Annotated in this window: 21 protein-coding genes; 1 reads left to right on the forward strand and 20 read right to left on the reverse strand. The window is 47.7% G+C overall.

Features of this window, described 5'->3' with window-relative positions:
• Positions 1–62 precede the first annotated feature (62 nt).
• Positions 63–2342: an O-antigen ligase family protein gene (locus K8S19_08200; GenBank protein ID MCD4813656.1), complete on the forward strand. Its 2280-nt coding sequence runs from the start codon at positions 63–65 to the stop codon at positions 2340–2342.
• A 70-nt stretch (positions 2343–2412) separates the two neighbouring features.
• On the opposite strand, the gene K8S19_08205 is transcribed toward K8S19_08200, so the two are convergent.
• The 20 genes from K8S19_08205 to K8S19_08300 form a co-directional block, all read right to left on the reverse strand.
• The gene (locus K8S19_08205; protein MCD4813657.1) at positions 2413–5925 is read right to left on the reverse strand and encodes a DNA polymerase III subunit alpha; all 3513 of its coding nucleotides are present in this window, start codon (positions 5923–5925) and stop codon (positions 2413–2415) included.
• A gap of 17 nt (positions 5926–5942) precedes the next feature.
• On the reverse strand, positions 5943–6383 hold the full coding sequence (locus K8S19_08210) for a secondary thiamine-phosphate synthase enzyme YjbQ (GenBank protein ID MCD4813658.1): 441 nt from the start codon (positions 6381–6383) through the stop codon (positions 5943–5945).
• Between the two features lie 137 nt (positions 6384–6520).
• Positions 6521–8068 carry a glutamine-hydrolyzing GMP synthase gene (gene guaA, locus K8S19_08215; GenBank protein ID MCD4813659.1) on the reverse strand — a complete coding sequence of 516 codons (1548 nt, stop codon included), beginning with the start codon at positions 8066–8068 and terminating at the stop codon, positions 6521–6523.
• Between the two features lie 191 nt (positions 8069–8259).
• Positions 8260–9732: an IMP dehydrogenase gene (gene guaB, locus K8S19_08220; protein ID MCD4813660.1), complete on the reverse strand. Its 1473-nt coding sequence runs from the start codon at positions 9730–9732 to the stop codon at positions 8260–8262.
• 498 nt (positions 9733–10230) lie between these two features.
• Positions 10231–11886, reverse strand: a complete 1656-nt coding sequence (gene groL, locus K8S19_08225; GenBank protein ID MCD4813661.1) for a chaperonin GroEL — start codon at positions 11884–11886, stop codon at positions 10231–10233.
• Positions 11887–11934: 48 nt separating this feature from the next.
• Positions 11935–12225: a co-chaperone GroES gene (locus K8S19_08230; GenBank protein MCD4813662.1), complete on the reverse strand. Its 291-nt coding sequence runs from the start codon at positions 12223–12225 to the stop codon at positions 11935–11937.
• Between the two features lie 372 nt (positions 12226–12597).
• Positions 12598–13347, reverse strand: coding sequence for an alpha/beta fold hydrolase (locus K8S19_08235; protein ID MCD4813663.1), 750 nt, complete (start codon positions 13345–13347; stop codon positions 12598–12600).
• Between the two features lie 2 nt (positions 13348–13349).
• A complete protein-coding gene (locus K8S19_08240; GenBank protein ID MCD4813664.1) occupies positions 13350–14243 on the reverse strand; it encodes a hypothetical protein in 894 nt (297 codons plus the stop codon).
• Entirely contained in the window at positions 14240–15967 is a 1728-nt protein-coding gene (locus K8S19_08245) for an AAA family ATPase (protein MCD4813665.1), read from the reverse strand. Before K8S19_08245 ends, K8S19_08240 begins: the two co-directional genes overlap by 4 nt.
• A gap of 116 nt (positions 15968–16083) precedes the next feature.
• Positions 16084–16356, reverse strand: a complete 273-nt coding sequence (locus tag K8S19_08250; protein MCD4813666.1) for a stage V sporulation protein S — start codon at positions 16354–16356, stop codon at positions 16084–16086.
• Positions 16357–16552: 196 nt separating this feature from the next.
• On the reverse strand, positions 16553–17098 hold the full coding sequence (locus tag K8S19_08255) for a hypothetical protein (GenBank protein ID MCD4813667.1): 546 nt from the start codon (positions 17096–17098) through the stop codon (positions 16553–16555).
• Complete coding sequence (locus K8S19_08260; GenBank protein MCD4813668.1) at positions 17092–17457, reverse strand: hypothetical protein; 366 nt, start codon at positions 17455–17457, stop codon at positions 17092–17094. Before K8S19_08260 ends, K8S19_08255 begins: the two co-directional genes overlap by 7 nt.
• Positions 17441–18232 carry a DUF4065 domain-containing protein gene (locus K8S19_08265; GenBank protein MCD4813669.1) on the reverse strand — a complete coding sequence of 264 codons (792 nt, stop codon included), beginning with the start codon at positions 18230–18232 and terminating at the stop codon, positions 17441–17443. The genes K8S19_08260 and K8S19_08265 overlap by 17 nt, the downstream gene beginning before the upstream one ends.
• 310 nt (positions 18233–18542) lie before the next feature.
• Positions 18543–19424 carry a 16S rRNA (cytidine(1402)-2'-O)-methyltransferase gene (gene rsmI, locus K8S19_08270; protein MCD4813670.1) on the reverse strand — a complete coding sequence of 294 codons (882 nt, stop codon included), beginning with the start codon at positions 19422–19424 and terminating at the stop codon, positions 18543–18545.
• Positions 19425–19439: 15 nt separating this feature from the next.
• Positions 19440–19898 carry a hypothetical protein gene (locus tag K8S19_08275; GenBank protein ID MCD4813671.1) on the reverse strand — a complete coding sequence of 153 codons (459 nt, stop codon included), beginning with the start codon at positions 19896–19898 and terminating at the stop codon, positions 19440–19442.
• 34 nt (positions 19899–19932) lie between these two features.
• On the reverse strand, positions 19933–21234 hold the full coding sequence (gene nadE / locus K8S19_08280; GenBank protein ID MCD4813672.1) for an NAD(+) synthase: 1302 nt from the start codon (positions 21232–21234) through the stop codon (positions 19933–19935).
• Between the two features lie 24 nt (positions 21235–21258).
• Positions 21259–22119, reverse strand: coding sequence for a tetratricopeptide repeat protein (locus K8S19_08285; GenBank protein MCD4813673.1), 861 nt, complete (start codon positions 22117–22119; stop codon positions 21259–21261).
• A gap of 85 nt (positions 22120–22204) precedes the next feature.
• A complete protein-coding gene (dusB, locus tag K8S19_08290; protein MCD4813674.1) occupies positions 22205–23173 on the reverse strand; it encodes a tRNA dihydrouridine synthase DusB in 969 nt (322 codons plus the stop codon).
• Between the two features lie 37 nt (positions 23174–23210).
• Positions 23211–23534: a type II toxin-antitoxin system PemK/MazF family toxin gene (locus K8S19_08295; GenBank protein MCD4813675.1), complete on the reverse strand. Its 324-nt coding sequence runs from the start codon at positions 23532–23534 to the stop codon at positions 23211–23213.
• Positions 23528–23776 (reverse strand): AbrB/MazE/SpoVT family DNA-binding domain-containing protein, encoded by a 249-nt coding sequence (locus K8S19_08300; GenBank protein MCD4813676.1) that lies wholly within the window; start codon positions 23774–23776, stop codon positions 23528–23530. The genes K8S19_08295 and K8S19_08300 overlap by 7 nt, the downstream gene beginning before the upstream one ends.
• Positions 23777–23815: the final 39 nt, after the last annotated feature.

Below are 23815 nucleotides of genomic sequence, written 5' to 3' on the forward strand. Positions count from 1 at the left end.
TTGACACTCGCAGCACACTCCTCTATATTAAAAGGACTTTGTTCTTTGCCGGGAGGCTTTACGTGAATGCTTTGACTGCCCAAACATCTTCGGATACCAAAATTATAAAAATCTGTGACCGCCTCAATGAAATCCTGATCGCTCTGGTGATTCTGCTTATTCCAACTTTTTTCATTATTTTAACCCGTGACCAATTCGAACTGCCTAAACTGACTATTTTCCGCATCCTAACCTGCTTTATGCTGGGAACCTGGGGTGTCCGGATCGTGGCCGCCAGAAAGATCCATTTCCGCAAAACACCACTCGATATTCCCATCCTGGTCTGGGCTGCTCTGCAAATCGTCACCACCTTTATTTCCGTCTCCGGATATGTATCTTACCGCGGAGAGTACGAAAATTTCCGCGGTTTAATCACCGTCCTCAATTATGCTGTTTTATACTTTGTGGCTGTCAATTTTATCCGGACCCGCGAACAAATCAACCGCATGCTTTTCATCATTTTGTTTACCGGCCTATTGGTGACCGCTTACGGAATTGCGCAATTTTTCGGTATGGATTTTATTGCCTGGAATCCGACTTCCGTCGCGCCGGGCCGCTACTTTGCCTCTCTGGGAAACCCCAATTTTCTGGCAGCCTACCTGGCCATGATCATGCCATTAATCGTCATTTTCTTTATTGAAAGCACTTCGCGTTTTCGCCGAATCCTGCTGTTTGTAAGCTTCATTGTTATGTTCACGGCCTTGATGGGGACATGGAGTCGCGGCGGTTTTTTAGGTCTGCTGGGTGCTTTAGATGTGATCATTCTTTTTGGCGTGGTACGAGCGTTCCGTGCCCTCCAGACGCAATCCGCCAACCGGCAAGCCAACATCGGTACGCTCATCAAAGAATGGATTGATGCGCACAAAATGCTGAGTATGACAATGGCTGCCGCCCTCATCCTTCTGATAAGTATTTCAGCCACTTTTGGCCGGGCGCATATGCTGCGCATGGCCGATACCGTTATCCATATCAAAGATGCCGTGACCGTCTCGCGGCTGCATATCTGGGGGCCGGCGCTGGGTATGATTAAGGAAAATCCAATTTTGGGAAGCGGGCTGGATACCTTCAAAACCGTCTTTCCACGCTATGCCACACCTAAATTTGCTGCGATCGATGGTGCCAATGTTTCTTCCCGTACAGCTCACAATGAAATTCTACAAGTACTTGCAACCCAGGGATTTGTTGGATTGCTTATCGTCACCTGGCTAACGGTGATGCTCCTGATCAATTGGTGGAAAGCCTATCAGCGAAGCCGGGAACGTTGGCAAGACCGCCTTGTTTTAGTCGGCATGGCAGCAAGCTGGACAGCCTATTCCATCCAAAATCTTTTCTCTTTCGGGGTGGTGGCCATTGATTCACTCTATTGGCTGATGATTGCCGTTATTATTCTGCTCGGTGAGTCACCAAAAAAGCAGACCGCACTGGCACCTTCTCAAATTCCGGAAGAAAATCCCAACACTTTTTTTTCGCGCTTGGCACCCTTGCGTGTTGTGGTCATTCTGGCCATGCTGGGACTGGCCGGTTTCGGCTCCTGGCAAGTTCTCAAAACCGCATTGGCTGACTATGCCTACAATCTGGGGACCATCTATCGCTTGCGCAGTATGTGGGACCATTGTATTGTCGCCTTCACCCGCGCACATACCCTTTCTCCCACGGAAGTCAAATATGCCGTCTATCAAGGCCTGGCCTATGAAGAGAAAGCCAAACATGTTGCGCCCGGGCAGCAACTCCCGCTCATTCTCAAGGCTCTGGAAGCCTATCACCGGGGCGCAAAGATGAACCCCACCAATGCCTACTACTTAGGCAATCTGGGGCGTGCTTATGCTTTTGCCTCCAACGTGGAACCGACGAATCAAACTTATTCCGATAACTCAATTCGATATTTAAACGAGGCGATTGTTTACGCCCCGGTCACAGTGCTGTTTTATCAAAACCTTGGGATGACATACTTTGGCCGGCGAAATTATGATGACTTTGTAAAAATTGTTGATAAGCTGGCGGTCTTTAATACGGTCGAAGCTTCCAAACTGGTTTTCTCTGCAGGTAACCAACTCTACAACATAAATGATTTGGGAGGATGCAAAACGTATTATGGAAAAGCGCTGGAAATCAATCCGGACTATGTTGAGGCGCACTTTAATCTGGGGGTAACCCTGGCAAGAATGGGCAGCGAAAAAGAAGCCATCGCACACTGGCAACAGGCATTGGTATTAAAACCCTCTTTTAGCCCTGCCAAGCAAATGCTGGAGCGGTATCAATCCGATCCTCAAACCATGCCCGGCCGGGTCATCATGAATAAATAATAAGGGGTTCGTCGCAGGGAACGGTTTGAAACCGTTCCCTACAAAATTTACGATACGATGATTTTATTTTTTATTTCCCGCGATGAATTCCCTGAATTTTAATCCGGCTGCTATCGATCAATCCTGTCAAGGCTTCCAGCAGCGACAATGTAACGGTCACTCCAAAACGTTCCGGCAAAGACTCGATAACCTCACCATGATGCGTGGTTTGCAAATGGAGTACCACCGGCACCGGCCCGCTATGTTTCAATAAAATGGATTTCAAAGACTCCAATTGGTCGATCCCGGTGGTCACGGTAATGAGCAAACGGAGTTTTTTAGTAAGCTGAGAATACGCATGACTCAACGGCACAATATCCGTGGCCACTACCTTACTTTCATCCCCGCTGCGATCAAGCTTGCCCACCACAAACAGCATCGCATCCTTGACTAAATAGGTTTTATGCCTCCCCAAAAGATCCGGCCAGACAATCACCTCTACCATCCCTTCACCATCATCCAATGAAAAACGGAGCATCGCCTCCTTGCGCTTGGTCATGCTGTGCCGAATCCCGACCACCACACCACCCACCACCAGGGACTGCCCCTCGTTCAATCTGTCAACCTTCAACGTGGTGGTAGTACGAAATGTCTCCAGCAGTTTTTGAAACTCCTCCAGCGGATGACCGGAAAGATAAAATCCTAAAACCTCTTTTTCATTGGCAAGCCGTTCTTTTTCCGTCTCAGCCGGAATATTTTTAATCTCCATGGAAATCGTATCATCCAGATGCTCAAACATATTAACCTGTCCCTGGTCTTTTTCCACCTGCCACTTTTGCGCAGAAGACAACATCTGCGGCATGTTCTGCAAAAGTATGTTACGGGCCTGTTGTGTAAAATCAAAAGCACCGGCTTTGATAAGACTTTCAATCGCCCGTGCATTCACTGTCTTCACATCCACCCGGTTACAGAAATCCTCAAAAGAAGTAAAAGAATCATTGGCTTCCTGCTCTAAGTGGACCACCTGGGCCGCACCGGTCCCGACATTTTTTATTGCAGCCAATCCGAAGCGAATGGCATCTTTTTCCACGGCAAATCTGTCCCGGCTTGCATTGACATCCGGCGGCAGGATGGCAATCTCCATGCTGCGGCATTCCATCAAGTATTGGGAAACCTTATCCGTGCTCCCCATTTCATTGGAAAGCAACGCAGACATATAGGCCAGAGGAAAATTTGCTTTTAAATAAGCGGTCTGATATGCCAGAAGCGCATAGGCAAGACTGTGTGATTTATTAAAACCATATTCTCCAAAACGCGCCATATAATCAAAAATTTCCTCCGCCACCTCCGGTGCGATTTTTTTTGCATGGGCGCCGCTTACAAACCGGTCCCGCTGCTGTTCAATGATTTCCGGATTTTTCTTCCCCATGGCGCGACGGAGCAGATCGGATTGTCCGTAGGTAAAACCGCCGATTACCACCGCAATTTGCATCACCTGTTCCTGGTAAACAATGGTTCCATATGTTTCCTTGAGAATGGGTTCCAATAGAGGATGGGTATACCGAATCGGCACCCGGCCTTGTTTGCGCATAATATACTCATCAATAATCGCCATGGGACCCGGCCGGTAGAGGGCAATCAGCGCACAAATTTCTTCTAAAGAACGCGGTTTTAATCGTTTCAAAAGATCGCGCATCCCGGATGATTCAAGCTGGAAAACACCGGCAGTCCGCCCGGCACTGAGCAACTCAAAAGTTTTTTCATCTTCCAAAGGAATTTGTTTTATGTCTAATTTTTCATTTGTCTGCCAATACACTTCTTCGAGTGTATCTTCAATAATTGTAAGCGTTCGCAACCCTAAAAAATCCATTTTCAACAACCCCAGACGTTCCAATGATTCCATGGCATACTGGGTTGTCAAGGTCGCGTCATCGGTTGTCCCGTCTTTTATGCTGCCGCGGCCGGCTTTGGTCCGGCAAAGCGGGACCAAGTCCATCAGCGGATCACGCGAAATCACAACGCCGGCCGCGTGGGTGGACGCATGCCGCACCTGTCCCTCCAACGCACGTGCCACATCCAGTAATTTCCGGATAGGTTCATCGCCTTGGTATTTTTCACGCAACTCCGGTACCTGCTCCATGGCACGATCAATGGTTATATCCGGAACTTGCGGAATCAACTTGGCAATACGGTCAACCTTGTCATAGGGAAGGTTCAAAACACGTCCCACATCCCGCACCGCAGCCCGGGCAGCCATGGTGCCAAACGTAATGATCTGAGCCACGTTTTCCTGGCCATATTTTTGAGTAACATATCGAATAACGTTTTCCCGTCCGGTATCGGAAAAATCAACATCAATGTCCGGCATGGAGATTCGCTCCGGATTTAAAAACCTTTCGAAAATAAGCCCATATTTCATGGGATCAATATCAGTGATGCCGAGAAGATAGGCTGTCAAAGAGCCTGCTACAGATCCCCTGCCGGGACCTACCGGAATCCCCTGCGTACGTGCATAACTGATAAAATCCCAGACAATAAGGAAATAAGCGGCATATCCCATTTTCCGGATAACCCCCAGCTCATAGTCCAGTCGTTCATGAACCGCCGGTACAGGGTCCCCAAAACAACGCTGCAATCCTGCTTGACACAAATGCCCTAAATAAGCATCCAGCGTTCCTGTCTTCTCCTCCTCCGTTTCCTGCGGGAGTTGAGCAATAACGTCGGCCGGGACAGGATAGTTCGGAAGCTGTATCCTGCCTGTCGGCATTTCCAAATTGCAATGATTGGCAATTTCAGTTGTATGATGGGCCGCTTCAGGTATCTCGTGAAACAAGGATTCCATCTCATCGCCGGATTTTAAATAAAATTCCTGAGTGGACATACGCATCCGGTTTTCATCCGTCAAATTTGTCCCGGTCTGCAAACAAAGCAATGCCTCCTGCGCCAGAGCATCCTCGCGCCGAAGATAGTGAACATCATTGGTTGCCACCAAAGGAATACCCACTTCGCGGGAAAGATCAATCAAACCGCGATTCACCGCCCCTTGCACCGGAAGATTCTGATCCATGATTTCGAGATAAAAATTACCCTTCCCAAACAATTGCTGATAGTCTTCCGCCAATTGCCGGGCCAACGGCATCTCGCCTTTTTGAAGACTCATTGGAATCTCACCATGCAGGCAGGCACTTAAACCGATCAGTCCCTCACTATGCTTGGCCAAAACTTCCTTGTCAATCCGCGGCCGGTAATAAAATCCCTGCAAAAACCCAATACTGGTTAATGCCACCAAATTTCGATACCCGGTAAAGTTTTTTGCCAGCAAGGTAAGATGGTAGGCTGCGTCTTTCATGCCATGATTGCTTTTTTTGTCCAGCCTGGAACCGCTGGCAATATAGGCTTCCATTCCGATGATGGGTTTAACACCATGCTTGAGGCAGGTATGATAAAACTCAATGGCACCATACATAACGCCGTGATCTGTCATGGCCAGAGCCGGCATGCGCAGCTCACGGGCACGTTTCACCAACGAATCAAGACGGCAGGCACCGTCCAGCAGGGAATACTCGGTATGAACATGCAGGTGGACAAAATTTTTAAACGGCATCAGCATAACTCATTGATTTATTTTCCCATCACCTGGATCACCACACACCGGTTCCGGCTGCGGGTATCATGATCAATCAAGACCACTTGCTGCCAGGTTCCCAACATCATTTCCCGGCCCAGTACCGGAATGGTAAGTGACGGCCCAATCAGGGCGGCCCGGATATGCGATCCACCGTTACCATCCCCCCAGGTCTGATTATGCTCCCAGTTTTTTTGAAATGGAATCAAAGACTCCAATACCTGCGGAATATCTTTAAGCAGACCGGGTTCATATTCAATTGTTGTGATTGAGGCGGTCGCACCCGGAGTAAACACAGTGGCGTGACCTTCCGCAACACCGCTTTTCCGGACAAGATCACGTACCGCTTCGGTCACATCAATAATATGATCTTTGCCGCGGGTCGGTACTGTGATTTCCTTGGTCATCACTTTCCAGTCAGTATCCGTCTTGGGCATTTTAAAACCTCATCACTATTTTAATTTCAGAACAGCAGAGCAGCTGATCAGCAGACCGCAGGTTCACTTTTTTGCTGTTCTGCTGTTCTACTGCTCACCTGCTCTACGATTGAATGGGAATAATTGTTTTTGGACAATTATTCCCATTCAATCGTTGCAGGCGGCTTGGAGGAGATGTCCAGCACCACTCGGTTGACACCTTTGACCTCATTGATGATCCGGTTGGAAATTTTACCCAGAACCTCCTGGGGCAGATATGCCCAGTCCGCTGTCATGGCATCCACACTGGTCACCGTACGAATGGCAACGACATTTTCATAGGTCCGCTCATCCCCCATAACCCCGACCGACTTAACCGGCAATAAAACAGCAAATGCCTGCCAGAGATTGCGATAATTGCCGCTGGTTTTTATTTCCTCAATCAAAATCGCATCCGCTTTGCGCAAAACCTCCAGACGTTCACGCGTCACCTCTCCGATAATCCTAATTGCCAAACCGGGCCCGGGGAAAGGATGACGCCAAACCATGTCCTCCGGCAATCCCATTTCCAATCCCACACGCCGCACCTCATCTTTAAACAACTCACGCAGCGGTTCAACCAGCTCAAAACGCATGTCATCGGGAAGTCCGCCGACATTGTGATGAGATTTAATGGTGGCGGAAGGACCTTTGACCGAGACGCTCTCGATCACATCCGGATAGATCGTCCCCTGGGCCAAAAATTCAAAATGCCCCAATGCTTTGGATTCCTTATCAAATACCTCAATAAACTTTTTTCCGATACGTTTTCTTTTCTCTTCGGGATCTGTGATGCCCGAAAGATCATCTAAAAAATCGTCTGTGGCATCCACCAGATCAAAACGGATATCATAATTTTTTTTAAAAATACTCAAAACCAGTTCCGCTTCACCTGTCCGGAGAACCCCATTGTCAATCAACATACACGTCAATTGGTCCCCGATTGCTTTATGCAGCAAAACCGCAGCTACCGCGGAATCAACCCCGCCGGACAAACCGCAAAGTACTTTACCCTTGCCAACTTGTTTACGAATTCGCGCCACGGTCTCCTCTACAAACGAGGCCGGTGTCCAGGTCCCGGAACAGCCGCAAACCGTATACAAATAATTTTTTAGAATGGTCATGCCCTCGCTGGTATGCTCAACCTCAGGATGAAACTGAATACCAAAAATCCTTCGCCGGGCATCGGCGATCCCCGCCATCGGCGCATTATCTGTTCCGGCCACAATCTCAAACCCTTGCGGCAAAGCTGCCAGACGGTCACCGTGGCTCATCCATACCTGGGTGGTTTCCTGAACACCGGCAAACAGGTCACAACCTGCGGAGATCTGTAACTTGGCAAATCCATATTCCCGGTCCTGTGATGGTTCCACTTTCCCACCCAACAGGTGACTGATTAATTGCATCCCGTAACAGATCCCCAAAATGGGCAGCCCCAATTCAAATAGTCCGCGATCCACCAGCGGCGCCCCCTCGGCATAAACTGAGGAAGGTCCCCCTGATAAAATAATACCTTTGGGATGCATATCTTTTACCTTCTCCAATGGAATATTATAGGGGTGAATTTCGCAATAAATATTTAATTCCCGGATACGCCGTGCAATCAGTTGGGTATATTGAGATCCAAAATCCAAAACAAGAATAAATTCTTCATGTGCAGTGGTCACGTGCCTTCTCCTTCACTATTTAAGATGACCCGATGAATACCTCCCGTATTCACTGGACACAATGCAACGGGCGAATACATGGATTCGCCCCTACAATGCACAATACGATCGCCTGATAAAACCAATAAGGGCGACCCTTTGGGTCGCCCTTATATGCTGCTACAGTCCAACCGACCGACCCGATAAAACAACTAAGTTAGCCGGTAATTGGGAGCCTCATTGGTAATAACAATATCATGGGGATGGCTTTCCCGGAGTGCGGCATTGGTGATCCGCACAAATTCCGCTTTTCGCTTTAAATCCGATATTGTTTTGCAGCCGCAATAACCCATCCCGGATCGCAAACCGCCGATCAACTGATGCACGGAAGCAGCCAAAGCACCCCGATAAGGCACCCGACCTTCAATACCTTCAGGCACCAATTTTTTTTCCTCTTTCACATCACTCTGAAAATAGCGATCAGCACTTCCCCGACGCATGGATGCCAAAGACCCCATCCCCCGGTAAACTTTAAATTGACGACCTTCTAAAATCACAACTTCGCCGGGACTTTCATCCGTCCCCGCAAATAAATTCCCGATCATGACAACATCCGCACCGGCGGCAATCGCCTTGGGAATATCCCCGGAGTATTTCACGCCGCCGTCGGCAATTATTTTCGCCTTACCCGCCGCCGCAATGGCGCAGTCCATAATGGCTGAAATTTGAGGCACACCCACCCCGGCCACCACACGCGTAGTACAAATCGAGCCCGGACCAATCCCGACCTTAATCGCATCGGCACCTGCCGCAATCAACGCTTTGGTGGCATCCCCGGTTGCGACGTTCCCGGCTATCACATCCATCGCAGGATGTTTTTTCTTGAGTACTTTCACCGCATTGATCACATCCTGGTGGTGTCCATGGGCGGTATCAATACAAATAACATCCACACCGGCTTCCACCAACAGATCCACGCGTTCATTAAAATCCGCAGCAGGTCCGACCGATGCTCCCACACAAAGACGGCCCAGCTTGTCTTTACATGCATGCGGAAAGCGCAACCGCTTTTCAATATCTTTAATCGTAATCAGACCTTTGAGGGTCCCCTTCGCATCCACCACCGGCAGTTTTTCAATCCGGTGCTTATGCAGAATCTCTTGCGCTGTTTTCAAACTCGTCCCCACAGGTGCTGTTACCAAATTTTTCTTTGTCATGACTTCGAAAATTTTTTGCTTAAAATCTTTCTGAAACCGAAGATCGCGATTGGTCAGGATGCCAACCAACTTGCCGTCTTCTGTGATCGGAACTCCGGAAATACGAAACTTGGCCATCAGCGCACCGGCTTCCGCAATAATGTTGTCCGGACCCAGCGTGATCGGGTTCCTGATCATACCGCTCTCAGAGCGCTTAACTTTATCCACTTCCGCAGCCTGTGTTTGCGGATCAAGGTTTTTATGCAGAATCCCCAAACCGCCTTCCTGCGCCAATGCAATGGCCAGACGCGCTTCTGTCACCGTATCCATGGCAGCAGATATCAAGGGAATGTTCAATGCCAGTTTCTTGGTTAAATGCGTTCTCACATCAGATTCTTTGGGTAAAACATCCGATTTTGCAGGTTTGAGCAGGACATCATCAAACGTCAGTCCCTCAGGAATATTTTTTTTCTGCGGTGAAACTGGCATAAACGAAAACCCTCCTCATCCCGGCTGCATTAAACCGCTACTGCGGGAACAATTGAATTTGTGATGTTATCAGATGGGTTCAAAAAAGTCAAGTAGCAGAAAAACACTATTTTCAAAAGATTTTCAACAGCCACAAGAAGGTGTTTCCTTAGAAAAACGCGGTTTTTATCTATCTTCCGATTGAAATCTTCATCTGAAGTCTGGCAGTATATCTGTTTTTTTCCTTTGGAGGCGAAATAACCGGATGTGATTACGCCTTACTTTTTAGCAAACAATTTACGATTGATCTGATATGGCGTTTCGTATGAATCAACCAAAGCTACTGCCAGGCCAATTTCATATTCACACAAAAAAAGAGGGACAAAGCATCTTGTCCGGCGCATGCCGGATGCTTTGTCCCCTTTTTTTATAGTACGGATTGAAACCGCACTTATATCTATTTATTATTTATTGATTATTTTCAACTGCTTAGAAACAAAGGATCGAACTCCTTTGTTTCTAGTACATCCCGTCCATACCGCCCATGCCGCCCATGCCCGGAGGCATGCCGCCGCCGCCCGGCATCCCGGCTGCTTCTTTTTTCTCCGGTTTGTCTGTCACCAAACACTCTGTGGTAAGCAGCAGTGCGGCAATTGAAGCGGCATTCTGCAATGCCGACCGAACTACTTTGGCCGGATCAACCACACCGGCCTTCATCAAATCCTCGTACTCACCGGTTGCAGCATTGAGACCGACTTTGAGGTCCTGTGTCATCACATGATTAACCACCACAGAATCTTCCATGCCGGCATTGCGGGCAATCTGGCGGATTGGTTCTTCAACTGCACGCCGGACAATTTCCACACCCACCTGTGCATCGCCCTCCAGGGCTACACCTTGAATGGCTCCCAGGGTACGCAGCAATGCCACGCCTCCGCCGGGAACAATGCCTTCTTCAACTGCGGCACGAGTCGCGGCCAGAGAATCTTCTACGCGAAGTTTTTTCTCCTTCATCTCCACCTCAGTCGCTGCCCCTACATTAATAATAGCAACACCGCCGACCAGCTTGGCCAGACGCTCCTGAAGTTTTTCCTTATCATAGTCTGAATCCGTATCATCAATCTGTTTCCGGATCTGAGCAACCCGCGCATCCAAGTCTTTCTTCTTGCCATTCCCTTCAACAATGGTGGTGTTTTCCTTGTCCAGGGTAACGCGCTTGGCCTGACCGAGCATGTTCACATCAATATTTTCCAACTTGTGACCCAATTCTTCAGAAATCACCTGGCCGCCGGTCAAAATCGCGATATCTTCCAGCATGGCCTTGCGGCGGTCGCCAAATCCCGGTGCTTTTACACCGCAGACATTGAGTGTCCCGCGCAATTTATTTACCACCAACGTGGCAAGGGCTTCCCCCTCAATATCCTCTGCAATGATCAACAAGGGCTTGCTTAACTGAACAACTTTTTCCAGCAAGGGCAGCAGATCTTTCATCGAGCTTACTTTCTTGTCATAGATGAGGAGCATGGCGTTTTCCAGCACGGTCTCCATCCGCTCTGAGTTGGTAACAAAGTAAGGTGAAATGTAACCGCGGTCAAACTGCATCCCTTCTACGACTTCCAGCGTCGTGTCCATGCCTTTGGCCTCTTCCACCGTGATCACGCCGTCACGCCCCACTTTTTCCATGGCTTCAGCGATCAAATTACCGATCACCTGGTCATTGTTGGCCGAAATGGTGGAAACACTGGCGATCTCCTCTTTCCCTTTTACCGGAATGGAGATTTTTTTCAGTTCGGCAACCGCTACTTCCACCGCCGCTTCAATCCCGCGTTTAATAAACATAGGATTGGAACCTGAGGTAACATTCTTCAACCCGACGCGGATCATGGCCTGCGCCAGTACTGTTCCGCTGGTGGTGCCGTCACCGGCCACATCATGCGTTTTGGTGGCAACTTCCTTGACCAACTGCGCACCCATGTTTTCAAAGGGATCCTCCAGCTCGATCTCCTTGGCAATGGTAACACCATCATTGGTAATGGTCGGTGCGCCAAATTTTTTATCCAAAACAACATTGCGCCCCTTAGGACCCAGGGTCACACGGACTGCATCCGCCAGCTTATCAACACCACGCTGCAATGCGCGGCGACTTTCTTCATCAAACAATAACATTTTTGACATAATTTTCTTTCCTCCCACTTTTTAATTTTCAGTCGTGCGTCACTGTAATCAGCCTTCCAAAATTCCGTAAATATCATCCTCGTTCATAATCATATACTCTGCATCATCCAGCTTTACTTCATTGCCGGCATACTTGCCATACAGGACTTTGTCCCCGGTTTTAACATTCATCGCAACTTTCTGGCCCTTGTCATCCGTCTTACCCGGTCCAACAGCGATGACCTCTCCGACCAAAGGTTTTTCCTTGGCTGTATCAGGAATAATGATCCCCCCACGCTTCTCCTCTTTTTCTTCATTCGGCTTCACAAGGACACGGTCACCCAGTGGTTTGAATTTCATACGTGATTCCCCCTTCATTCATGTTGATATATTGAAAAACAGGTTTCCAATAGAATTAGCAGTCTCCGCCAGAGACTGCTAATTCCGAGAGACAACTATACGCATTCTTAAAAAATTGTCAATTTTTTTTTCGGATTTTTGTACATTCTTATCTAAATTAAAAAAACGGCAGCTAACCGGATCGTCTTAAATCCGAAATAATTTGCCTGCCTTTTCAGCAAATTTTGAGAAGTCGAGCTGAAATAGAGCAGGCATCCGACACCCGGCATTCGCCGGGCAAGTCCGCCGGACACGGTACGCAGGGCGAAAAAATATTTCTTAACCGAGTTTAACTGTCTTTGGCTGGATTCTGGTTATTCACACGATTTATTTTTAGGCAGGCATATGCGTCTTTAAAAAATCAACAATCCACTGGGCAACTTGCTCAAATTCATTGTCCAATGTCAATACGTGAAAGGAATTTTTCAGACGGTGCATCTCCTTGATTTCCGAACCAACATGCTCGATAAAATAATCCAAACACCGGGGCGAAATGGTATGATCAATTTCCGACTGAATACCCAACACCGGCATTTTTAAGCTTGGCAGATCTTTTTGTGCCATTTTTCCCAAGTACAACATATCTTCTACATTTTTCAGATGAAAACGCGGGTAACTTTTTTCCTGATACCGCGTCCCTTTCACATCATTCCCAATGGACTTTTTCCAGGGCATGATATATTTAAGAATTGGTAAAAAAAACGTACGCCAATCATCCAGAAACAAAGCCGGTGCCAAAGCGACAAAGACAGGTACCGGCCGGTTGGCCGCTATCTGGATACCCAATGCACCGCCCATGGAAAAACCGATAATTGCAGGATTTTTATATTTTTCAGCCAACTGATCATAGGCGGCAAATGAGGCCTTACGCCAATCTGCATGAGAATGCGCGGCCATATCCTCCGGCGTGGTGCCGTGCCCGGGCAAAAGCGGCATCGAAACCGTAAAACCCGCATCTGCCAAAATTCCGCCCATCGGCCGCAGTGCCTGCGTGGTGCTGGTAAATCCATGAAGAAACAAGACCGCCTGAGGGCCGCGTTCCAGTAAAACAGATTCACCGCCGAGATATTCGGATGACGTCATGGCTATTTATCCTTTTTCTTAATTGTCCGGATAAGTTCCATCAATGTATTCATACTGGTTTTGCTAAACGCCCCACGGTCATAATAGGCCAACTGCCGGTTTTGCGCATCCTGGATACGCATCCCCGCAAAATCATCAAATTCATAGCGCCGCACCACCTGGCTGGCAGTCGTGAAAATTAATTTTTTAAAATCCTCTTTCACTGCCGCCGGCACATCAAATGACTTGAAGGGTTCCGCGTCCGGTAAAAAATGGAGTGTCAGTATGAACAAACCGTCACCTGGTTTGTCTTTTTTATCAAAGATTCCCTGTACACCGGAAATACTAAAAAGCCGCTCGCTGATAAAACTCATCTGAAACTTCAGCCTTACACGCTCGGCAATTTGTGCCGCTAAAAAATCCGGCACAGAATAATCTTTAAGCTTGTGAATACCCCGGCTGTTTTTCGGCACCGGCGCTTGCGCGGAAACCTCGATAAGCAATCTTTGAAAATAATCACTACGGGAAATATCGTCCATAATCAGGCGCCGAATATCTTTGATATACCGGACAAAAGACACCTCGACACCCGTATCCGCATCACGCAAAGAGATCACAAAAAAATCAAAAACAAATTCAGAAGAGAGTGTGACCCGGGAGGTGGTCAGCATGACATTTTCAATCTTGTTTAAAGCCTGGTCGGAAAAAGTCAGGTCAGAGAGCAGCGTGTCCGGCATGACAATCAAAGCACCCACGGTTTTGTTCCGGGTCGCTACCGTGACATCCACACCGTACTCTTTCTCGCAGATTTGTTTGATCGTCTCTTCTACCGAACCCGTAGGGTAGGAGGCACGGCATCCGGCCATCACCGGAATCACCAAACCAAGTAAAATGACAAGCTTCGAAATACGCTTCAATTTTTTTGTTTCCCGGTTTTCGCCTTTTTAGCGGCCGCGGTCTTTGCAGCACTCTTTCCGCCACCCTTGGAACCTGATTTATCCGCAACTGTAACTGCCGTGGTTTCCAAAAATTCTTTGACAGAATGTTTCAGTCCATACTGATCAAAAATTGCATCAATTTCGTCGTAATCCAGTTCTTCGCGCTCTAACAATTCTCTAACAAAGTGATCTACAATCTTCCAATTTTTCTTAAGTACCCGAACCGTATCATCATAACATTCCTTCATAATTTTCTCAGTCTCTGCATTCAGCCGTTCCTTGAGTGACTCAGAAATCTGTGCCTCAGGCAAAATGGCAAAGTCACCCAAAAAGCCATTGCTGCCCATACCCACCCGCCAGACCATACTATGCGCCATGCCCATGGCATGCTGGAAATCGCTGGAAACACCGGTAGACGTAACACCAAAGCGGAGTTTCTCCGATACATACCCTGCCAAAGAAACCTTAATATTTGCCATGAGGGTATTCCGATCCATGGTATACAGCTCTTCGCGCGGCGAATGATGCACCACACCCAGAGCGCCGCCACGGGATATAATTGAGGCCTTGAACACATCATCTGTGGGATGCAGCAAATACAGGGTTACCAGATGCCCGGACTCGTGATAAGCCACCATCTCCCGCTCATGCGGAGTCATGGTTTTGCGGTGTTCAATCCCAAGTTCAATCCGTTCAATCGCCTTGGTCATATCCGCATACTCAACTTGGTCACCTCCGCGGCGCATGGCGATCAGGGCGGATTCCTTAATAACATTTTCAATTTCCGCCGGACTCTTGCCCACGGATTTACGGGCCAGACGGCCTATGTCCAAATCCGGATCATGCTGGATCTTGGACATATAAAATTTAAATAATTCTTCGCGCTCAACCAAATTGGGTTTATCAATATAGAGCTTGCGATCAAAACGACCGGGACGCATAAGCGCCTGATCCAGCACATCTTCACTTGCATTGGTCGCGCCAATCACAATAACGTTCTCGCGCTTGGATCCCAAGCCGTCCATCTCCACTAAGAGTTGGTTCTGCGTACTGTTGGTCTCCTCGCCGCCGCCAAATTTTGTAAAAGTTCTGCCGCGCCCAATTACCTCAATTTCATCGATAAAAACAATACACGTTCCTTCCGCATAGGCCAGCTGGCGCGCCTGTTTAAAAAGTTTCCGTACACGCGATGCACCCACACCCACAAACACCTCGGTAAATTCGGAACCTGCCACAGACAGAAACGGCACCTTGGCCTCAGTTGCGATTGCCTTGGCCAGCATGGTCTTGCCGCAGCCCGGCGGACCGACCATCACCACGCCGCGCAGAATTTTGCCGCCAATGGCTTTGAGTTTTGCCCGGTCCGAGATGAGCTGTACAACTTCCCAGGCTTCCCGTTTGGCCTGCTCCAACCCGATAATATCGGCAAATGTAATATTTACATAGGATGATTTGACTTTCTGTTTTTTCATCTGGGAAAAACCGCCGCGGAATACGGTCATATACAGATATACAAAAATCACCGCATTAAGTGCTGCCATTAAAAGCTGAAGCGGCAGGGTGGCCAGAGTCAAATTCAAATAAAACGATTCCAACGACGCCAGTCCGATCACGGTAAAAACCAGCAAAAGGATGACCGCTGTGATGATCAACATCCGCACCCAGTAATTCATCAACCATACTTTAACTCTACGGTACCACATAAAAATTAACTCCCTTTTTTAGACCCTCTGAAACTTCGGGGTAAAAATAGCATCACGCCCTGCTCACGGCTGCGTAAATAACTGCTTCATCTGTCATGCTCCGGAAACGAACTGGATTATCCTTCAACCTTATGGGTCAGGACAACAATCTTGATCGCGCTTTTCCGTTCCCCGTCCAATTCGAGATGCATGAATTCCGGACGAAAGGTCAATTCAATTTTATCATCCGTAAGGTAAGACCGGGAAATGGTAATCGCTTTTACTGCCTGATTCACACTTTGAGGACCCATCGCAACAACTTCAATATCCTTGCCTTCGCGGATATTATTAGCAATCGCACCAGCTACAGTGGCAGGGTTGCTTTTCCCGGCAACTTTGAGAGTGAGCATTGGCATAGTCGTAAGTCTCCTTTTGCGACGTTATTGAACCGGGACCTAACCGGCGCAACCCTAAATAGGGGCTGATTATTATTTTTAAAGTATAGCATATTCATGCCTGTATTTCAATTTGACTTCTTTTATTGACGCTGGACTTTTCTGCCCGGAAAACCGGTGCCTGGCACCAAATCCCCGAAGCTTTTATGAATTACTTTTCTATTTGTACTATATATGGTGGGTCAAGTTTTAAGAGTGCATATGTTTTACGAAGAGTTTTTTCTCCTCCAGATCGAATCAGATATTCACCTCGCGTCGGGATTGTGTCCTTTCTCCAAGATCCATTTTTATAAAGCCATTCCACCTTGATTCCTTTCAGTTCTTGCAAAACAGGATGTATCACCTCAACAACTTTAAACGCTGTTGCCCGTTTTTTTTTGCCAAAAGGGTGAGGGATTTCTACTGTTGATGGGATTGATTGCCATTCCTGATCATCAACACTCTTGTATTGAGTTGCCTTTGCTTGGACACCTCCGGGATCTTTTGCTTCCGGACTATCTGAACAGAAAGCATAGATGGGTTGGGGTTGTGGATTCGCATTAATGTAGTTAATCCACTGTCTAATAAATTCTTCTTTTCTATCTTGAAACGACCATAGCGTCCATTCGTTTGCTTCAATTTCCTTTTCTTTACGCCGAAGAATGTCCTCACGGGTTTCTCCAGCGTGAACTCCTAAACAGTGCCAAAATCCTAGCATATTTTCCCAATCCTCCCCCGATCCTCTTTCTCCTTATCCCCTTTAAAATAAATTTCTATCAACGCCACTTTATTTTCCGCCGCATAATACGCATAGATCACCCTGATCCCGGAATTCGCGCCCCTGCCTTTCAGAGCCTTGCAGGCGAATTTGCGGGCTTTGTAGATTTTCGGATTTTCAATGCCTAAATCAGGAATGGATACGATGCCCTGGTTATCCTTATCCAGCTTATGATAGAGCTGAAGCTGAACTTTGATAAATACATCCAAATCATCTTCCGGGGTTTTGAATCGTTTCCTCAGCTTTTTTAAATCCTTCTCAAATTCCGGCCAGCGTCTGACCTCACTGAATATTTTCATCGCTTCGTCTCACTGAATAGGGTGCTGTCCGGTAAAACACGGATTCATATTCAATATTTTTACCCTCCTCGGAGGTCATCCAGGGAACATCAGCATGTGAATAATCTTCCATTTGCCTGGCATTCTTATCCGACAGCCGGGCCAAAACATCGTCAATTACTTCCTTTTCATTCGCTGAAAGAACACTTAAATCCGGTTCCTTTAGCGGCAAATATTTTGTTTGCGGATAGTCAAAGTATTGGCTTTTCACTTTCTCGATTTCATTATTCTTGATCATGTTATCCACAATCACTTTAAATTCCCGCGGTGTAGGGCCGTGATGATTCTTAATATACGTGGCCCCGATAAGCTGTTCCTCAAACCTTTCATAATAATCGAAGTCCATAAAATACAGGAGTTTATAGATAACGCTTTCCCCGATATTGGGTTTTGATCCCACTTTGCCCAGTATATACAATAAAATCTGCTTGAATTTTTTCAGATTCTTCTGCGGCACGTTTATGCGAATACCGGGTTTGGTCTCTTTTTCTTCTTTAGTCATTTCCAAAATCACCTGCGGCTCTTTGGAAATATCCATAAGGCTCTCCACCGAGACCCCGAATATTTGGGAAATTTTCTTCAACTCTTTTATTGAGACAGCTCTGGTGCCGTTTTCCATTTGAGAAATCGTGGGACGCACCACTTTCAGTAAGTTCGCCAATGCCTGCTGACTCATTTCCTGAGATTCCCTCAACAATTTGACATGTTTGCCTATTTTTTTATCAAATTCGCCCACGGTGAACACCCCCTTTTCTATACTCACTCTACGTCATGTAATTATTCCTGTCAACGCAAAGTTAGCATTTATTACTTTTGTCCCTGGGCTATTTATTAGAGGATGGCTTCATCTTGGTCATGCTATCTGGTCAATCCTGAAAAAGTCAAAAATAAAAAAAAGTGGCTGGCACCACTTTCATTTTCTTCAAGACCCTCGGCATACTACTTTTTCACAGTGCATCCTGTTTGAGCTTCCCGAAGGGGGCGAGTTATGCACCAGAAAAAGTAGTATGCCGAGGGTCTCCTAAAAAAGAACCGACACCTTGGCTCTATTTCTTATGAATCGCATGGGCCAGTGCATAGACTTCCGGCCGGGGAAGGTTTTTCTGCCGGGCGACACGCGCAATGGCCTGGTTCAGGGTCAATCCGTCTGCCTGCAAACGATCCAATTGTTCCTGAATGGATTCTGAGACCACGGACTCCTCAGGATCATGATTGCCGTCAATCACCAAAGTATATTCACCCCGGGTGATTTGGGCTGCATTTTCAATCAGTTGCGAAATCGTGCCGCTGATATAGTCTTCATGGATCTTCGTCATCTCGCGGCATAACACCGCCGGCCGGTCTCCCAAAATATCAAGAATATCCTTTAAAATTTTGTCTAATTTATGCGGCGAGAGAAAAAAAACCAGAGTTTCACTGCGCTGCCTGAGGGTCTCCAAAAAACGGCATCGCGGTCCGGTCTTGGCATCTAAAAATCCAAAAAATGAGAAGCAATCATTTGGAAACCCGGCACCTACCAGCGCAGTTAACACTGCGGACGGACCGGGTAAAATCTCGGTCCGCACACCATGTTCGCGGGCCGTCTGTACCAAATAAGCGCCCGGATCGGAGATCCCCGGCATGCCCGCATCGGAAACCAGCGCGATGGTTTTACCTGAACGCAGGCGGGCAAGAATTTCCGGCGCTTTTCTCTTTTCGGTTTCCTTATAATAACTCGTCAGCGGGGTATGAATATCATAGTAGGATAAAAGCTTGCGGGTATGGCGGGTATCCTCGGCAAGTATCAGATCCGCCTCTTTGAGCAGGCGCAAACCGCGCAACGTCATGTCTTCCAGATTACCAATCGGGGTACCGATGAGATAGAGTGTTCCCGCGCGTTCATCCTGACCGGACGGATGAAACAATTGCGAATTCGGCGTTTTTGCCATAGCGGCTTTCCTTAATTATTTCCGTTTTCGGTTGAGCACCAAAATGCGCTGCGCCTCGGAAAGCAGCATCTCTAATTTTTCGAGCTCACCAGGTGCCAGTTTCCCTTCGCGAGTGATCTCCTCACAAACTTTAAGCACAAACATAAGATGCCCGCCAATTTTAGGATCCAATTTTTTTTCGGATTGTACCATAGCCTTGACACCATAAATAATTTTTGCCAAGCGGTCCCGTTCATCCATGGTAAAGCGGCTGCTCGATTTTCGCAACTCACTCTCGAGTGTTTGCGAGGTTGCCATCACACTAATCTTGATAAACCGGGCTTTGTTAAGCTGTACAAATCCCACAATACTGATAATTACCACTGCAAAAAAAACAGCACTCCCCACCACCCAGGCGGAAAAAGAAGACTTGCCGCGCGCCGGGACCTTCTTCTGCTGAGTCTTTTCTTTTTTGCTTCTTTGTTTCTTTCCCATACCGCTTCCTCTCTTTTAAAAAAAACGACCCGATTTAGAGCCCACCGGAGCGCGGGATCGTCGCGTCCGTTAAGTCCACCCGGGGTGCGAGACGACCCGCCCGAACAGCATTTTGCATGCAGTGATAAATCCAGAGAAGTTTATTTTCATCCATCCCGATTTTCCTTAGATGCGCGAGTGAAATACGCACATCAGCAATCTGATAAAGATAATAATCCACTTCCTTCCAGACCAACTCTGCAGACCGGGAGGTTCGATAAGGCGCTTCCACCAATAATGATTGCTCCTGAATAACTTTGGGAACATTCAAGACACGCGCCAGTTCAATAAGCTGACTTAGATAGACATCTTCCAATGGATTGATATCATACGCCAAATCACCAAAGCGGGTGCCATACCCCAACAACCGCTTGGTTTTATTCATACTGCCAATGACCAAAGCATTATTGGCATCCGCCAATTCGTACAATGCCAGCATCCGAACACGCGCAATTTTCTTCTTCTTTTCTCCGACCAGCCCGGATCCATTGGTAAAACTATTTTGCAGCCGCGGCCGCAGATCGTGCATTGCCAACTGGTTTTTCAAACCACGGCTGATCAAATCAGCCCGGGCGCGTGTGGCTGCGCTTTTTTCGGTTTCAATAAAATGAACAAACCGGACTTTTTCTCTTCCCAGCGCAGCCATCACCAACGCAGCGGTGACTGCCGAGTCCAATCCGCCGGAAATGCCCAAACATACGCTTTGTTTGCCGGAATGTTCAAATTGTTCTTTAATGAATGCTACAATCCGCTCACGGGCAACCTTGGTATCAACCCCCGGAAATTTTAGATTCCGCAAACCCACCGGAACCTCTCCGGTAAAGCTTTTGATCGCTTGGGCATGTTCCTGAAAAAAAAGATTCGAAAAATCCATTTCCACAATGCCTTCAAACGCTGAAAAATCCTGAAATCTATCCGTACGCTGTTTGGGCCGGCGATTGGCGGTTCCGCCGCGATTATGATAGCTCTTTCGCTGCACTGGTTTTTTTTCATCCCTCTGTACCGGACGCGGTGCGCTCGCTGCTTTCTCCGGAACGGGGTTTGAACGCGGCGGACTTGCCGTGTTCTCCATCGCAGGTCTTGGATGCGGAACACTCCTTGCTTTCTCCGGTGCAGACATCGGGCGGGGCGCTTTCGACGGTTGCTTCGCCGTCAACCCCGTGTTCCCATCTTTTGGAACCAATGGTTTTTTTCGCCATTCACGATAAGGACGGCGTCTGCGTTTGGTCGCTCCGGCTGGTTTTTTCTCTCCAGACGGCGTGTTCGGTTTTCTTTCTGACTGTCCCTCTTCGAGCATGTTTTCTCCTAAAAAAAATATAGTCTAATAGCCTAAAGCTGCCAGCGAATCCAAATTTCGACGCGCGGTTTCATTTTTTTGATCAAGCTTCAGGGACAACTCCCATTCTTGCCGGGCCCGTTGGTAACGTCCCTGTTTAAAAAAAGCGGTCCCCCAATTGTTATGCGCCACGGAAAGACCGGGATCAAGACTCACTGCCTGTTCAAACGCCGCAATGGCATCATCCAAACGTCCAACCTTGAGATAAACACTACCGAGATTATTATACACCCGCGCATCCCGGGGGTTGAGGCGCAAAACCTGCTGAAACTGCAGGATCGCTTCCGCATAGTTTCCTTGCTTGTAATAAACCAGCCCCAAAGAACGATGGGCCTCAAAATCACGCGGACGTTGCCGGGTCATTTTCTGGTATTGCGCAGCTGCTTTGTCATCTTCGCCCTGATCTGAATAAAGTTTTGCCAGTTGCGCATTGGCTTCCATGTGCCCGGGTCGTAGTTTAAGCGTTTTTTGCCAGGATTCAAATGCATCGCTGATTTTTCCCTCAGCCCGGTATTTTTCACCGCGCCGAAAATAAGTGTCTGCCAATTCTCCGGCAATGCCGGTATGCTCTAAATGTGCAGACTGTGCCTGTTCCAGGACGCGTACAGCCTCATCCGCCAATCCTTTTTTTTCCAGAACCCTGGACAACCGCATGCTGACATCCACATGCTTCGGTTCCTGTTCCAAAGCCCGGTAATAGGCGGCAATGGCTTCATCAATTTTTCCGGCAGACTCCAATTCACCGGCGTTTTTTACATGTCCGCCCAGAGAAGCACATCCCGCCAGCAGCAGCATGACAAAACCGGGAAGAAGTATTATTTGTATTTTCTTAAAAAAAGTGTTCATTGGTTAACAAAACCACCCTGTCCTGTTCCCCCGGCCCCAAATCCGGTGTTGGTTGCTTCTACGGTAGCAGATCGTTTTAGGCTTGTCAAGAAAGCGGCCCTGCCGCCATGCTGTCCAGCACAGCTAAAAATGCCGCCTCTGTCTCACAGGTATTCACCTGTCGCCGGTAAACCGACGCACCCCGCAATCCTTTCAGATACCAAGCTGTATGCTTGCGCATTTCCAGGCGCGCCGTGTGCCCGCCTTTGAGCGCCTTCAATTGTTGATAATGTCCACGAATAATCCCCACACGCTCATTCCAGCCTGGTTCCAAAAGCGTCTCGCCGGTTTGAAGATATTGATTGATGTTCTGAAAAACCCAGGGACGTCCCATGGCACCGCGCCCCACCATCACGGCGGCACAGCCGGTCTGATCAAGCATGGCCTTGGCATCCGGGCCGCTTAGTATATCACCATTGCCTATCACCGGAATGGTCACGACATTGACCACATCTTGAATATGCCGCCAATCGGCCCGCCCCTCAAACCGTTGCGCACGGGTCCGCGCGTGCACCGCAATAGCCGCTGCCCCCGCAGCTTCAACCCGCTGTGCAATCTCAATCGCGTTGATGGCGGACTGATCCCATCCTATTCGAATTTTGACAGTAACAGGTACCGGACATTTTTTGACACATGCGACCACAATGGACTGAAGCAATGCCGGTTCTTTGAGAAGTGCAGAGCCGCCGCGATGACGGACCACTTTGGGCACCGGACAGCCGAAATTAAGATCCACCATATCTGCTCCGGCTTGCGCTAACTTAACAGAGGCTTCGGCCATGATATCGGGATCTGCACCAAATAGTTGAAATGCCAAGGGATGCTCTTCTGCCTCTGTTGCCAGCATTTTCAGGGTATTGGGCTGGTTGCGCATAATGCCGTGACAGCTGAGCATTTCCGAGTAAACCAGTGCCGCGCCATAACCACGGCACAATCTCCGAAAAGGAAGATTTCCCACACCGGCCAATGGCGCCAGGACTGCCTGCCCCTTTATTTTCAAATTGCCTATATCCATTCCTGTCCCTTACTACCAAAAGGCTGTACCCTAATAATTAGTCTACCAACATTTCATTGATCACCGCTTTAATTTGCAGACGGGTTTTGGCACTTAGCTTTCCAATCTTTTTAACCAATCGGCGTTTGTCAACGGTCCGGATTTGATCAAGAACAACCCATCCTTTTTTATTCTGAAATGTCAGACCAACTCTGGTGGGATATTTCTTTGATTGTGTGGTCATTGGCGCAATAATAACAGTTGAAATATACCGATTCATTTCATCAGGAGAAATGACAACACAGGGTCTGGTTTTCTTGATCTCATGACCCATTGCAGGATCCAGACAAATAAGATAAATATCATATTGAGTGATCACCACTTCCAGTCACCTTTATCCAGATCAAGATAATCATCAATAAGCAGGGTATCTTGTTTATTATTGTTCATTGCCAAAAACTTTGCATCCCAGTCTTTCCGAATATCTTTTTTGACTGGTTTTAAAACGATACGGTCACTGGTTATTTCGGCATCAACTTGCTCGCCGATATGACATTGCCGCAAAATAGCTTTTGGCAATCGAACACCTCTGGAATTTCCAATTTGTATAATATCAATCCGCATTGTATTCACCTCCCTTACTTCAAATGTAATTATATTGTA

Source organism: bacterium, assembly GCA_021108215.1.
Classification (GTDB): Bacteria; Oederibacteriota; JAAXVQ01; order JAAXVQ01; family JAUVAV01; genus JAIORK01.